Source organism: Paraburkholderia sp. Ac-20347 (genome assembly GCF_017104805.1).
Lineage (GTDB): Bacteria > Pseudomonadota > Gammaproteobacteria > Burkholderiales > Burkholderiaceae > Paraburkholderia > Paraburkholderia tropica.
The window spans coordinates 1-13,400 of sequence record NZ_JAAGPN010000227.1 but is presented as its reverse complement, the minus strand read 5'-3'; the positions used below and the strand labels follow the sequence as shown (position 1 = coordinate 13,400).

12 protein-coding genes are annotated in these 13,400 nt (G+C 65.4%); 7 read left to right on the top strand and 5 right to left on the bottom strand.

The features are described 5' to 3' along the window. The 3 genes from G3N97_RS29835 to G3N97_RS29825 form a co-directional block, all read left to right on the top strand. A partial coding sequence (locus tag G3N97_RS29835) for a Smr/MutS family protein (protein WP_205996536.1) occupies nucleotides 1-696 on the top strand: 696 nt, incomplete at its 5' end. A 142-nt stretch (nucleotides 697-838) separates the two neighbouring features. Next, nucleotides 839-1,255: a hypothetical protein gene (locus tag G3N97_RS29830; protein WP_205996535.1), complete on the top strand. Its 417-nt coding sequence runs from the start codon at nucleotides 839-841 to the stop codon at nucleotides 1,253-1,255. After that, nucleotides 1,252-1,608, top strand: a complete 357-nt coding sequence (locus tag G3N97_RS29825; protein ID WP_205996534.1) for a hypothetical protein — start codon at nucleotides 1,252-1,254, stop codon at nucleotides 1,606-1,608. Before G3N97_RS29830 ends, G3N97_RS29825 begins: the two co-directional genes overlap by 4 nt. Nucleotides 1,609-1,716: 108 nt before the next feature. Here the strand turns inward: G3N97_RS29825 and ugpC are convergent, their stop codons facing one another. The 4 genes from ugpC to G3N97_RS29805 form a co-directional block, all read right to left on the bottom strand. After that, entirely contained in the window at nucleotides 1,717-2,835 is a 1,119-nt protein-coding gene (ugpC, locus tag G3N97_RS29820; protein ID WP_205996533.1) for a sn-glycerol-3-phosphate ABC transporter ATP-binding protein UgpC, read from the bottom strand. A gap of 81 nt (nucleotides 2,836-2,916) precedes the next feature. Continuing rightward, entirely contained in the window at nucleotides 2,917-3,774 is an 858-nt protein-coding gene (locus G3N97_RS29815) for a carbohydrate ABC transporter permease (RefSeq protein WP_205996532.1), read from the bottom strand. Beyond that, entirely contained in the window at nucleotides 3,764-4,705 is a 942-nt protein-coding gene (locus tag G3N97_RS29810) for a sugar ABC transporter permease (RefSeq protein ID WP_205996531.1), read from the bottom strand. Before G3N97_RS29810 ends, G3N97_RS29815 begins: the two co-directional genes overlap by 11 nt. A 151-nt stretch (nucleotides 4,706-4,856) precedes the next feature. Beyond that, a complete protein-coding gene (locus G3N97_RS29805) occupies nucleotides 4,857-6,104 on the bottom strand; it encodes an ABC transporter substrate-binding protein (protein WP_065058152.1) in 1,248 nt (415 codons plus the stop codon). Nucleotides 6,105-6,726: 622 nt separating this feature from the next. On the opposite strand from G3N97_RS29805, the gene zwf reads away from it, so the two are divergent. From zwf to G3N97_RS29790, 3 genes are all read left to right on the top strand, one after another. After that, on the top strand, nucleotides 6,727-8,193 hold the full coding sequence (zwf, locus tag G3N97_RS29800; RefSeq protein WP_205996530.1) for a glucose-6-phosphate dehydrogenase: 1,467 nt from the start codon (nucleotides 6,727-6,729) through the stop codon (nucleotides 8,191-8,193). Nucleotides 8,194-8,313: 120 nt separating this feature from the next. Beyond that, the gene (gene pgl / locus G3N97_RS29795) at nucleotides 8,314-9,015 is read left to right on the top strand and encodes a 6-phosphogluconolactonase (RefSeq protein ID WP_183038299.1); all 702 of its coding nucleotides are present in this window, start codon (nucleotides 8,314-8,316) and stop codon (nucleotides 9,013-9,015) included. Beyond that, on the top strand, nucleotides 8,996-10,912 hold the full coding sequence (locus tag G3N97_RS29790; RefSeq protein WP_205996529.1) for a bifunctional transcriptional regulator/glucokinase: 1,917 nt from the start codon (nucleotides 8,996-8,998) through the stop codon (nucleotides 10,910-10,912). Before pgl ends, G3N97_RS29790 begins: the two co-directional genes overlap by 20 nt. A gap of 232 nt (nucleotides 10,913-11,144) precedes the next feature. Here the strand turns inward: G3N97_RS29790 and G3N97_RS29785 are convergent, their stop codons facing one another. Beyond that, nucleotides 11,145-12,368, bottom strand: coding sequence for a Bcr/CflA family multidrug efflux MFS transporter (locus tag G3N97_RS29785; RefSeq protein ID WP_205996528.1), 1,224 nt, complete (start codon nucleotides 12,366-12,368; stop codon nucleotides 11,145-11,147). A 387-nt stretch (nucleotides 12,369-12,755) separates the two neighbouring features. Here G3N97_RS29785 and G3N97_RS29780 point away from each other — a divergent pair, with 387 nt between their 5' ends. Next, complete coding sequence (locus G3N97_RS29780) at nucleotides 12,756-13,382, top strand: hypothetical protein (protein ID WP_205996527.1); 627 nt, start codon at nucleotides 12,756-12,758, stop codon at nucleotides 13,380-13,382. The last annotated feature ends 18 nt before the right edge of the window (nucleotides 13,383-13,400 follow it).

Below are 13,400 nucleotides of genomic sequence, written 5' to 3'. Positions count from 1 at the left end.
TCCGACGCCGGCAAGGCGCAGACCGGCTTCGCCGGCCTCGGCAGCCTGCGCGATGCGCTCAAGGTGCAGACGCGCCAGCGCGAGCAGCAACGCGTCGCCGTTCAGGCCGCGCGTGTGGAAGCCGCCGCGGACAGCGATCTCTTCCGCCGCGAGATCGGCCAGATCGCGCCACTCAAGCAGCCGCCGCGCGCGCAGCCGCGCCGCAGCTCGCCGGTGCCGCTGCCGCTGCAAACCCAGCGCGACGAACAGGCCGTGCTGCACGAAGCCATCTCCGACGACTTCGATCCCGAAGCCTTTCTCGACACCGACGACACGCTCTACTACCACCGCCCCGGCATCAGCGAGGAAGTGGTGAAGAAGCTGCGCCGCGGCACGTGGATCGTCCAGGCGCAGCTCGACCTGCACGGCATGCGCCGCGAGGAAGCGCGCGAGGCGCTGCAGGCGTTCATCCGCGAAGCCGGCAAGCGCGGGCTGCGCTGCGTGCGCGTGATTCACGGCAAGGGGCTGGGCTCGGCCGGCAAGGAGCCGGTGCTCAAGGGCAAGGTGCGCGCGTGGCTGGTGCAGAAGGAAGAAGTGATCGCGTTCTGCCAGGCGCGGCCGCACGACGGCGGCGCGGGCGCGGTGCTCGTGCTGCTGCAGCCGCATGGCGCCGGGCACGCGCATCATCATCCGCACGCCGGGCATCCTGATCGATAAACACGTGGCGCCGCCGCCACGCACGCGCTTCGCGTGTGGGCCGCGCCCTACGCCATCCGGCTAGCTGTTGCGCGCGAGCGCGTTTCGTTATGGTCATCGGTGTGTCCGACCGATCCGCAACGTAACACCACGCCACGCTGCAATGACCGCCAACGGCCTCCACGCCACCTCACGTCAGCTCGTCTACGCGCTGCCCATTCTGATGGGCGGCGTGGAGTACCTGTTGCGCGTCGCGCTCGGCCAGAGCGACAGCGACGCCTTCTTTCCCAGCTCGCTCGCGGCGGGCGGCATCGCCTTGTTCATCGCGTTGACGGATCTGACGTCGCTATCGGCATCCGAATCCGGCGTGGTGTCCGGCCGCCGCGGCTGGCTCGATCAACGGCTGGCTCAGGCGGGCGTCTGGGCCGCTGTCATCGGTACGGCCGGGTGGCTTTATCTTGTTTTAGCTTCGTTGAGCGAATCGGTAAAAGACGTCATTCCCTATCATCCATTCTGGTGGGCGATCGCCTACTATGGCGCAGGCGTAGTGCTGAACGAATGGAAAGCGAGAGCCACATGACCGATATTTTCCTGGGATACCTGAGAGAGTTTGGCGCCTTCGACACGTTGATGGCCGCCATCTGGGTCTTCGCGCGCGTCATGGGGCGCATCGCCGACTTCGACAAAGCCATCCGGCTGCGCACGCGGTTGCAGCGCACGCACGTGAGCGCCGACTCGCCCGCGAACGCCGAACTCGTCACGCTGCTCTCACAACTCGCCGACCTCGAAGGCGCCTACACGCTTTCCAAAGCCACTGGCCGCAAGCTTCGGCAAATCGCGCAGAGTCATCGCGCTTACACGGCACGACTCAGCGAAGCGCTGCCAGGCACGTTTCATGAAATCGTCGAGCGGCCGTTTATCGTGACCAGCTAGCCATCCAAAGAAAAAAGCCTCACGCGCATGTCACGCGTGAGGCTTTGTCCCGGTGCCAGCAGTGCTGCCATCGCAGCGCCCTGGCAGCCGTACCGCTTAAGCGACCGCTTAAGCGATACGTTCTTCCGTCTTCGGGTCGAACAGCACGGCCTTCGAAACGTCGAACAGCAGGTCCATGTTGTTGAGCGGCTGCGGATTCGCACCCGGGTGCACGCGGCTCACCACGCGCTTGCCGTTCACCTGCGCGAACACCAGCGTGTCCGGGCCGGTCGGCTCGATCACGTCCACCTTCACGGTGTGGCGCTGCAGTTCGTGACCGTGACCGTCGTGCGAGCTGCGCGCGTCGGTAATACGCTCCGGGCGCAGGCCCAGCACCACTTCCTGGCCAATGTAGCTGCGCAGCTTGTTCGATTCGAACGGCAGGTTCAGCACGTTGCGCGCCACGCCCGTGTCGAGTTCGAGGCCCACGCCCGAGCCCTGCTCCACCAGCTTGCCGTTGATGAAGTTCATCGGCGGCGCGCCGATGAAGCCGGCCACGAACAGGTTCGAAGGCGAATCGTAGATGTCCTGCGGCGCGCCGAACTGCTGAACGATGCCGTCCTTCATCACCGCAATGCGGTCGCCGAGCGTCATGGCTTCGATCTGATCGTGCGTCACGTAGACGATCGTCTTGCCCACGCGCTGATGCAGCAGCTTGATTTCCGAACGCATCTCGATACGCAGCTTCGCGTCGAGGTTCGACAGCGGCTCGTCGAACAGGAACATGATCGGATCGCGCGCCAGTGCACGGCCCATCGCCACGCGCTGACGCTGGCCGCCCGAGAGCTGGCCCGGCTTGCGGTCGAGCAGATGCTGGATCTGCAGCATGTTCGACACGCGGTCGACGATCTGCGTCTGCTCGGCCTTCGGCACCTTGCGGATGTTCAGGCCGAACGAGATGTTCTCGCGCACCGTCATCGACGGATAGAGCGCGTACGACTGGAACACCATCGCGATGTCGCGATCCTTCGGCGAGAGGTCGTTGACGACCTTGCCGTCCATGCAGATCTCGCCCTTGGTCACGGTTTCGAGACCCGCGATCATGTTGAGCAGCGTCGATTTCCCGCAGCCCGAGCCGCCGACCAGAATCAGGAACTGGCCGTCTTCGATATCGATATTCACGCCCTTGAGGACGGGCACCCCGTTCGGGTAGGTCTTGTAGACGTCGCGAATGGAAAGGCTTGCCATGCTATGAATCCTTTTGATCACTGCGCGCTATCGCGCATGAGACCAGGGCCGGCGCCATCGCGCCCGCCCTGACCGACAGGTTTAACCCTTCACCGCGCCCGCCGTGAGACCGCGCACGAAGTAGCGGCCGGCGATCACGTAGACGAGCAGCGTGGGCAGCGCGGCGATGATCGCGCCGGCCATGTCGACGTTGTATTCCTTCACGCCCGTGGAGGTGTTCACGAGATTGTTCAGCGCCACCGTGATCGGCATCGAATCGACGCCCGAGAACACGATACCGAACAGGAAGTCGTTCCAGATCTGCGTGAATTGCCAGATCAGGCACACCATGAAAATCGGCAGCGACAGCGGCATCATGATGCGCGTGAAGATCATGAAGAAACCGGCGCCGTCGATGCGCGCGGCCTTCACGAGTTCGGCCGGCACGCTCACGTAGAAGTTGCGGAAGAACATCGTGGTGAACGCGATGCCGTACACGACGTGCACCAGCACCAGCCCGCCGATCGTGTTCGAGAGGCCGAAGAAGCCTTCGAGACGCGCCATCGGCAGCAGGATCGCCTGGAACGGAATAAAGCAGCCGACCAGCAGCATGGTGAACAGCGCGTCGGCGCCACGGAAGCGCCAGTGCGTGAGCACGTAGCCGTTGAACGCCCCGATGATCGACGAGATCAGCACGGCCGGAATCACCATCTTCACGGAGTTCATGAAGAACGGCTGCATGCCGTCGCAACGCACGCCCGTGCAGGCCTCGCTCCACGCCTTGACCCACGGCGCGAAGGTCGGGCTCGTCGGCAGCGTCAGCATGTTGCCCGAGTGGATCTGGTCGAGCGACTTGAACGACGTCGACAGCATCACGTACAGCGGGAACAGGAAGTACAACGCGAACAGGATCAGCGCCGCGTACACGAACACGCGGCTCAGCTTCATCTTAGGCTGCATTGCGCGTGCTCCTCGATTCCAGATACATCAGCGGCACGAGCACGGCCACGACGGTGGCGAGCATCATCATCGACGAGGCTGCGCCCACGCCGAGTTGCCCGCGGTTGAACGAAAACGTGTACATGAAGATGGCCGGCAGCGACGACGACGTGCCCGGACCGCCCGCGGTCAGCGCGACGACGAGGTCGAACGTCTTGATCGTGATGTGGCACAGGATCAGCAGCACCGAGAAGAACACCGGACGCATGCTCGGAATCACGATCTTGCGATAGATCGTGGGCAGCGTCGCGCCATCCACCTGGGCGGCCTTGAAGATTTCGCTGTCGACGCCGCGCAGGCCCGCGAGGAACAGCGCCATGCAAAAGCCCGTCGATTGCCAGACCGCGGCCACGACGATACAGAAGATGGCCTTGTCCGGGTCGTTGAGCCAGTCGAGCTGGAAGCTCGTCCAGCCCCACTGGTGCAGCACCTGCTGCAGGCCCATGTCGGGATTGAAGATCCACTGCCATGCCGTGCCCGTCACGATGTACGAGAGCGCCATCGGATAGAGGAACACCGCGCGCAGCGCGCCTTCCTGGCGGATCTGCTGGTCGAGCAGGATGGCGAGGAACAGGCCGAGCGCGACGCAGACGGCGATGAACGGAATGCCGAACCACGCGAGGTTCTGCGCCGATGTCCACCAGACGTCGTTGGCGAACAGTTCGCGGTAGCGTTCGAGGCCCGCAAAGTCGTAGCGCGGCATCAGTCGCGAGTTCGACAGCGACAGATAGCCGGTGATCAGAATGAAGCCGTAGACGAAAACGATGCTGATCAGAATGCTGGGCGAAAGCACCAGCTTCGGGATCCAGCGGTCTGCGAGCGCCGCCATCGGCGACGCGCGGCGGGTAGCAGGCGTGGCCGCCTTGCCGTTGCCGCTAAGAGAAGCAGTCACTGCGCAACTCCTGTTACGGTGCGAAAGCGCGCGGGCTTTCACACGATGATGGGGTTCGGGCTGAACCGTCATGTCCAGGGTGTGCCGCGCGGGCACACCCTGCTTGCTTCAGGACAGCCAGATGCGGCTGTCGTGCGGCTTTACTTCGGCTTTACTTCGTCTTCGCAGCCTTCGCGAGCGCTTCCACCGCGCTCTTCGAATCCTGGTTCGAGTTCATGAACTTCGTGACGACGTCGGTGATCGCGCCGGCCGTTGCGTCGGCTTGCGCCATGCCGTGTGCGAGCGACGGCACGTAGCCGCCGGCCTTGATGGCCGTTTGCTCATCCGCGTACGACTGCTTGCCGCAATCGTCGAACTTGCTCATGTCCACGCCCAGACGGACCGGAATCGAACCCTTGTACAGGCTGAACTGCTCCTGGAACGCCGGGCTCATGATGGTCTTCGCGAGCGCGAGCTGGCCCGGCGTCGCCGCCTTCTGGCCCTTCTGCTGGAAGAACACGAACGAGTCGACGTTGAAGGTGTAGGCCTTCGAGGTGCCCGGCACCGGTGCGCAGATGTAGTCCGCGCCCGGCTTCTTGTTCGCGTTCGCGAACTCGCCCTTGGCCCAGTCGCCCATGAACTGCATGCCGGCCTTGCCGTTGATGACCATCGCCGTGGCGAGGTTCCAGTCGCGGCCCGTGCGGCCGTTATCCATGTACGACTCGATCTTGCGGACCGTGTCGAACACGCCGACCATCTGCGCCGACGTCAGCGTCTTCTGGTCCAGATCGACGATGGCCTTCTTGTAGAAGTCCGCGCCTTGCGAGAGAACCACGTCTTCCCACAGCGTCAGGTCTTGCCACGGCTGGCCGCCGGCTGCGACCGGCTGGATGCCCGCGGCCTTCAGCTTGTCGGCGACGGCGAAGAATTCCGGCCAGGTCGTCGGAGCCTTGGCGCCGACCTTGTCGAGCGCAGCCTTGTTGATCCACACCCAGTTCACGCGGTGCACCGAGAACGGTGCGGCGACATAGTGGCCGTCCGCGTGCATGATCTTGTCGATCTGCGGCGGCAGGTTGGCCTTCCAGTCACCCGCGACCGAGTCGATCGGGGCGAGCACGCCCTGTTCCGCCCATTCCTGGATCAGCGGACCCTTGATCTGGGCCGCGCTCGGCGCGTTGCCCGAAATCACCTGGGTCTTCAGCGCGGTCATCGCAGCTGCGCCCGCGCCGCCGGCCACCGCGAAGTCCTTCCACGTGTAGCCCTGCTTCTGCATGTCGTCCTTGAGCACGCCGACGGCCTTCGATTCACCGCCCGACGTCCACCAGTGCAGCACTTCGATCGACTCGGCCGCCTGTGCCGTAGCCACGCCGCCCATCAGACCTGCGGCGCACAGGGCGCCCATGATCGCTCGGAATTTCATTGCTTATCTCCTCCAGACACCTGAACAAAAAACGGTTGGCCCCTGATGTCGCCAGGGTGCGTGTGGTTCAAACAGGCTTAAAACAGGCAAAACACGGGACGGACGGGCGCCGGAGTACCGCGCGCGCGTATTGTCTTTAGATGCGCGCGGGCCGCGGGCCGGTGTCCGGCCGCTGGACGCTCAAGAGATGAGTGGTTCGGATTGCAAAGACTGTCTCCTCTTTTGATTTTCACCGGCCGCGTCGCATGGTTGACGTGCGCGGCCAGTCGAGGCGCCGCACGCGTCACGCGGCCGAACATCCCACGGCCAGGCGTCTGTTGCCGCGCCCGGCTCGTACATGGACGAATCCATTGTCCGTTAACATGAGGGACGTTCCGTCCGCCCGCGAAAAACTGCTGTGCGAAACCACCGCAGACACGCCGCAAACCCACACTGCGCCGCGCTTCCCAGCACTTTTTTCATCGAATGAACGTTACCTCTTGATTTGGATTGTAGTTAAACTACAATTCAGTGTCAAAAAAAATTTTATCGGACTACGGCCGCCCGACGGAGCCCGCCCGGCATGCCGCCGGCGCCTGCTTCACCCTTGTTCCGCGGCCCCCTCTGGACTGTGACGGAGACTATGCAATTCCCTACCGATTCGGGTTTCACGTTCGTGCTCTTCGGCGCCACCGGCGACCTGGCGATGCGCAAGATCCTGCCTGCGCTGTTCGAGGCGCACCGCTCGGGCATGCTGGCCGAGTCGGGCAAGATCGTGGGCGTCGCGCGCCATGAGGACGACCGCGCCCATTACCTTCAGTGGGTCGAGGAACACGTCAAGCCGCACGTCTCGAAGAACGGTCTGGACGAAGCCGCGTGGGCGAGCTTCCTCGAGCGCATCGCCTACGTGAAGCTCGACCTCTCGCGCGCCGAAGACTTCACGCATCTGCGCGACGGCATCGCCGCGCTGCCCGGCATCCGCGTGTTCTATCTGGCCACGGGCCCGTCGCTGTTCGTGCCGATCTGCCGCGCGCTCGCCGCCGTCGGCCTGAACGAAAACGCGCGCATCGTGCTGGAAAAGCCGCTCGGTTACGACCTGAAGTCGTCGAATGCGATTAACGACGCGGTCGGCGAGATCTTCGCGGAAGAGCAGATCTATCGCATCGACCACTATCTCGGCAAGGAGCCGGTGCAGAACCTGCTCGCGCTGCGTTTCGGCAATGCGCTGTTCGAGCCGCTGTGGCGCCGCGAATGGGTCGAGAGCATCCAGATCACCATCGCCGAGGAACTGGGCGTGGAAGCGCGCGGCGACTTCTACGACAACACCGGCGCGCTGCGCGACATGGTGCAGAACCACTTGCTGCAGTTGCTCTCGATCGTCGCGATGGAGCCGCCGCACTCGATGGATTCCGACTCGGTGCGCGACGAAAAGCTGCGCGTATTGCGCGCGCTCAAGCCCATCGATCCGAACGAGATTCAGAAGATGGCCGTGCGCGGCCAATATCACGCAGGTGTGATCCGCGGCACGCCAGTGCCGGCCTATGCGACCGAGAAAGGCGTGAAGCCCGACAGCCACACGGAAACCTTCGTGGCGCTCAAGGTCGAGATCGAAAACTGGCGCTGGGCCGGCGTGCCCTTCTTCCTGCGCACCGGCAAGCGTCTGGCCGACCGCGTCGCGGAGATCGTCGTGAACTTCCGCCCGGTGCCGCATTCGGCGCTCGGCCCCACGGCGCTGCGCCCCGGTTCGAACCGCCTCGTGATCCGCCTGCAGCCGAACGAAACGATTCGTCTGTACTGCCTCGCCAAGCAGCCCGGCGAAGGCATGAATCTCGCGAGCGTGCATCTGGATCTCGCGTTCGACCAGTTCTTCCGCGAAGGTCAGATGGAGGCGTATCAGCGTTTGTTGCTCGACGTCATCAACGGGCGCCTCGCGCTGTTCGTGCGCCGCGACGAGCAGGAAGCCGCATGGAAATGGGTCGAGCCGATCCTCAACGAGTGGACCGCATCCACGCGCGCGCCCAAGCCGTACGCGGCGGGCACGTGGGGACCGGCGGCCGCGAGCGCGATGCTGGCGCAGCACGGCACCTGCTGGCTCGAAGAAGAGAATTGAGGCGAGTGAATTGAGGCATGAGAATCGACGCGCGCGGCGCGGCCTTGCCGGGCCTCGCGCACGCAGGAACGCACAGATGAATGACCCCGCAGACCTACAAAAAAGCAGCCTGGAGGAGAAGTGATCGAGCTTCACGTATTCGACGACCCGCGCGTCCAATCCGACGCGCTGGCGCGAGCCGTGGGCGATGCGCTACATGCGTCGCTCAGCGCTCTGCAAGCGGCGCCCGGCACCGGTGCGCGCCGGGCGACGCTTGCTGTCTCGGGCGGCACGAGTCCGCGTCCGTTTCTCGAGACCCTGTCGACGCATCGCTTCGACTGGTCGCACATCGACGTCACGCTCGTGGACGACCGCTGGGTGCCGGAAACCGATTCGGCCAGTAACGCGCGCCTCGCGCACGAAACCCTGCTGAAGAACGAAGCCGCCAGCGCGCGCTTCCTGCCGCTCGTCGACGTGTCGCAGGATCTCGACGCGCACGTGGCCGCGCTCAACGCCGATCCGCAACGTCTGCTGCCCAACGTCGCCGTGCTCGGCATGGGCGAGGACGGCCACACGGCCTCGATCTTCGCCGACGCGCCCGAGTGGCACGAAGCCATCACCACGGCGCGCCCGTTCGTGGCCGTGCATCCGCAGGCCGCACCGCACGCGCGCATCTCGTGGTCGATGCAGGCGCTGCGCCAGGTGGACCGCCTGTTCCTGCTGATCGCGGGACAGCGCAAACTCGACGTGCTGCAGCAAGCAGCCGCGACAGAACAGAAAAACGCCATTTCGAAACTGGCGAACGACAAGGGAGTGAGACTCGATGTCTACTGGTGCGCCTAACAAATCCGCCCCTGGCGCGGGCCAGCACGCCGACGGAGCGCGGCTGCTCGCCGATATCGGCGGAACCAACGCGCGCTTCGCGCTGGAAACGGCTCCGGGCGAGATCGGCCAGGTGCGCGTCTATCCGTGCGCGCAGTATCCGGGCGTCGCCGAGGTCATCCAGCAATACCTGAAGGACACGAAGATCGGCCGCGTGAATCACGCGGCCATCGCCATCGCGAATCCGGTCGACGGCGACCAGGTGCGCATGACCAATCACGACTGGACCTTCTCGATCGAAGCCACGCGCCGCGCGCTCGGCTTCGACACGCTGCTGGTCGTGAACGACTTCACCGCGCTCGCGATGGCGCTGCCGGGTCTGACCGACGCGCAGCGCGTGCAGGTCGGCGGCGGCCAGCGTCGTCAGAACAGCGTGATCGGCCTGCTGGGTCCGGGCACGGGCCTCGGCGTCTCGGGCCTGATTCCCGCCGACGACCGCTGGATCGCGCTCGGCAGCGAAGGCGGTCACGCGAGCTTTTCGCCGCAGGACGAGCGCGAGGATGTCGTGCTGCAGTTCGCGCGCAAGAAGTGGCCGCACGTGTCGTTCGAACGCGTGTGCGCGGGTCCCGGCATCGAGCTGATCTATCGTGCGCTCGCCGCGCGCGACAAGAAGAAAGTGGCCGCCGAACTCAACACGGCGGACGTCGTGACGCGCGCGCTCGAAGGCGACGAACTCGCGCTCGAAACGGTCGAGTGCTTCTGCGGCATTCTCGGCAGCTTCGCGGGCAACATCGCGATGACGCTGGGCTCGCTCGGCGGCATTTATATTGGCGGCGGCGTGGTGCCGCGTCTGGGCGAGCTGTTCATGCGCTCGTCGTTCCGCCAGCGCTTCGAGGCGAAGGGCCGTTTCGACACCTATCTCGCGAACGTGCCCACTTACGTGATCACGGCGGAATACCCGGCGTTTCTGGGCGTATCCGCGATCCTCGCCGAGCAGTTGTCGAACCGCGCGGGCGGCGGCTCGTCGGCCGTGTTCGAGCGCATCCGCCAGATGCGCGACGCGCTCACGCCGGCCGAGCGCCGCGTGGCCGATCTCGCGCTGAATCATCCGCGCTCGATCATCAACGATCCGATCGTCGATATCGCGCGCAAGGCCGACGTGAGCCAGCCGACGGTGATCCGCTTCTGCCGCTCGCTCGGCTGCCAGGGTCTGTCCGATTTCAAGCTCAAGCTCGCGACCGGTCTGACCGGCACGATTCCGGTGAGCCACAGCCAGGTGCATCTGGGCGATACGGCGACGGACTTCGGCGCGAAGGTGCTCGACAACACCGTCTCGGCGATCCTGCAACTGCGCGAGCATCTGAATTTCGAGCACGTCGAACAGGCCATTTCGCTGCTCAACGGCGCGCGCCGCATCGAGTTCTACGGGCTCGGCAACTCGCACATCGTCGCGCAGGACGCGCACTACAAGTTCTTCCGCTTCGGCATCCCGACCATTGCGTACGGCGATCTGTACATGCAGGCGGCGTCGGCGGCGCTGCTCGGCAAGGGCGACGTGATCGTGGCCGTGTCGAAGTCGGGCCGCGCGCCCGAACTGCTGCGCGTACTCGACGTGGCGATGCAGGCCGGCGCGAAGGTGATCGCGATCACGTCGAGCAACACGCCGCTCGCCAAGCGCGCGACCGTGGCGCTCGAAACCGATCACATCGAGATGCGCGAGTCGCAGCTTTCGATGATCTCGCGCATCCTGCATCTGCTGATGATCGACATTCTCGCGGTGGGCGTGGCGATTCGCCGTGCCTCGCCCGATAACGAGGTCAGCAGCTCGGTGGCGCAGGCGCGCGAGCACGCGGACGACGATGCGTCGGCGGTGCTCGACTGGCTCAGTCATGGAGCGTCGCCGTCGCCGCGCGAGTAATCGGCGCGGCTGGCGTGAATCGCGCATGCGTGCAGTGACGGGTAGCAGTGACGCATAGCGAGCGCGATAAACAAAACGGGACGTCCATGGACGTCCCGTTTTGCTTTGCGGCTTTCTTGCTTTCGGGCTTTCCGGCTTCCCGACTTCTTGGCTAACCCGCCCACTCACGCGCGACCGGTCCGCACACGCAGGGGCTGTTAGTTGCGATTACCCAACCTGATCGACAAGCCGATCACCCCGCCGCCGCACCCGGCGCAGGATGCGCGTGCCACTTCACGACGAGTCGACGTCCGACCCACGTCAGCGCGCCGCACACGCCGATCGTGCAGCCCATGCCGAACGGCGACACGCCCGGAAACCAGCCGACCACCGCGCTCGCGAACGCGCCGAGCCCGAGCTGCGCCGCGCCGAACACGGCGGCCGCCGCACCCGCGTTCTGCGGATAGCGGTACATCAGATCGGTCGCACAATTTGCGCCGAGCAAACCCACCACGCTGACCACGAAGAACAGGCCGGTCACGATCGACCACAGCCCGCCCCACCCCGTCAGGCACATCAGCGTGACGAAGAACGACGCGACGACGCTCACCATCGACGCGATCGACACCATGCGCAGCGTGCCCATGCGGCCGATGAACCGCGTGTTGAGGAAGTTGCCGAGCATGATGCCGAACACGTTCATGCCGAAGAACAGGCCGTAGTGTTGCGGCGAAACGTGGAAGTACTCGATATAGACGAAAGGCGTCGCCGAGATATAGGTGAACATCGACGCGAACGCCATCCCGCCGCACAGCATGTGCCCCCAGACGAGCGGATCGCGCAGCAGACGTCCGTACGCCGCGAACGAGCGCAGCACGGCGGCGCTTTCGCGTTTCTCGGGCGGCCAGGTTTCGGGCACGCGCAGCCACGCGGCCACCGCGCAGACCACGCCGAACAGCGTCAGCGCGACGAACACCACGCGCCAGCCGCCGATCAGCAGCAACTGTCCGCCGATCAGGGGCGCGAGCAGCGGCCCGACCGACGTGACGATGGCGACCATCGAGAGCACCTTGGCGGCGTCCGAAGGCGCGTGGGCATCGCGTGCGATCGCGCGCGCGAGCACCGAGGCCGCGCCCGCGCCGAGCGCCTGCAGGAAGCGCACGATGGTCAGCGAGCCGATCGAGAACGAGAGCCAGCATGCGACGCTCGCGAGCGTGAAGAGCGCGATGCCGCCGAGCAGCACGGGACGGCGGCCGTAGGCGTCGGAGACCGGGCCGTACAGCAGCATGCCGATCGAGAAACCGGCCATGAAACTCGTGAGCGTGGCCGCCGCGGCGGAAGCCGTCACGCCGAACGACTGCGCGATGGCGGGCAGGCTCGGCAGGTACATGTCGGTGGCGAGCGGGCCGCAGGCGGCGAGCGCGCCGAGCAACAGGATCAACCGGCCATCGGGCCGGCTTCGCGTGGAATGGGACATGGGATCTGGCTGAAGCGGACCGCGCGCGTGGGCGCGGTTTCGGTGTCATGGGTCGCGAAGTCCGGCATCGGCGCCGCGTCGGTGCAAGCACGAGGCATGCGCTGAACGACGCAAAATCCACGCAAAAATCGGACGAATCAAACAGCGACGGAGCCGAAGCATTGTAACCGAGCCGCCATTCGCGGCCCTTTCCGTGACTTTCGCGCGCCTTTCGGCCTCTTTCCCGCGATATCCCGTCGTTTCTCTACGCGCGATATGACGGACCACGCCGCGTGAGCTTGCGCTAAGCTGCGCGCTTTGCGGGCGACGCGGCGCCTGTCGTTGCCATGACATCGACATTCGCCATGCCGTCCGCGCCCGCATGCTGTCTTTCTCTCTTCGCCGTCTATGACTGCCTTTCTGCTGATCTGGAGCCCCAAAAAGTGGCCCTGGCCCGAACTGCCCGACTTCGCGCGCCGCGTGCAGGCGGGCGAAGCCGTCGCCGATACCTGGGGCTGCGGCTTCGCGCGCGGCATCCGGCCCGGCGACCGCGTGTTCCTGCATCGCGCCGCGAGCGAGCCGCGCGGCCTGTTCGGCTCGGGCTACGTGACGCGCGCGCCCTACGAGGTGCCCGATCCGGCGTACAAACGCGGCTACCGGCTGTGCGTCGATTTCGTCTACGACTGGCTCGTCGATGCGCACGAGCAGGTGGCGATCGCGCGCGACGCGCTGCGCGTGCACCCGTTCTCCGTGCAGACGTGGGATGCGCAAAGTTCGGGCACGGTGATCAAGCCGGTCGCCGAGGGACCGCTCGAAAAACGCTGGGCCGAGCTGACCGGCAAACGGCCGATGCCGCCGACTGACATCGCGGCGATGCACGCTTACGAGGCCGCTCAAGCAGCGGCGCAAGAAGCGGCACGCCTGACGGCGGCGAACGAGCGCCGCGCCGAATTGACGCAATCCGCCGCGCCCCGCCCGCGTTCGAGTCCACCCCGCGCGCCCCGCGCCACGCCCCGCCGCACGCCGTCTCGCTGACGTTCCCCTGCGCGACAA

What these genes read in the sequence shown, in the direction of transcription:
- G3N97_RS29830 (WP_205996535.1), top strand. Translation starts at nt 839, where the DNA reads ATGACCGCCAACGGCCTCCACGCCACCTCACGTCAGCTCGTCTACGCG.
- G3N97_RS29825 (WP_205996534.1), top strand. Translation starts at nt 1,252, where the DNA reads ATGACCGATATTTTCCTGGGATACCTGAGAGAGTTTGGCGCCTTCGAC.
- ugpC (WP_205996533.1), bottom strand. Translation starts at nt 2,835, where the DNA reads ATGGCAAGCCTTTCCATTCGCGACGTCTACAAGACCTACCCGAACGGG.
- G3N97_RS29815 (WP_205996532.1), bottom strand. Translation starts at nt 3,774, where the DNA reads ATGCAGCCTAAGATGAAGCTGAGCCGCGTGTTCGTGTACGCGGCGCTG.
- G3N97_RS29805 (WP_065058152.1), bottom strand. Translation starts at nt 6,104, where the DNA reads ATGAAATTCCGAGCGATCATGGGCGCCCTGTGCGCCGCAGGTCTGATG.
- zwf (WP_205996530.1), top strand. Translation starts at nt 6,727, where the DNA reads ATGCAATTCCCTACCGATTCGGGTTTCACGTTCGTGCTCTTCGGCGCC.
- G3N97_RS29790 (WP_205996529.1), top strand. Translation starts at nt 8,996, where the DNA reads ATGTCTACTGGTGCGCCTAACAAATCCGCCCCTGGCGCGGGCCAGCAC.
- G3N97_RS29785 (WP_205996528.1), bottom strand. Translation starts at nt 12,368, where the DNA reads ATGTCCCATTCCACGCGAAGCCGGCCCGATGGCCGGTTGATCCTGTTG.
- G3N97_RS29780 (WP_205996527.1), top strand. Translation starts at nt 12,756, where the DNA reads ATGACTGCCTTTCTGCTGATCTGGAGCCCCAAAAAGTGGCCCTGGCCC.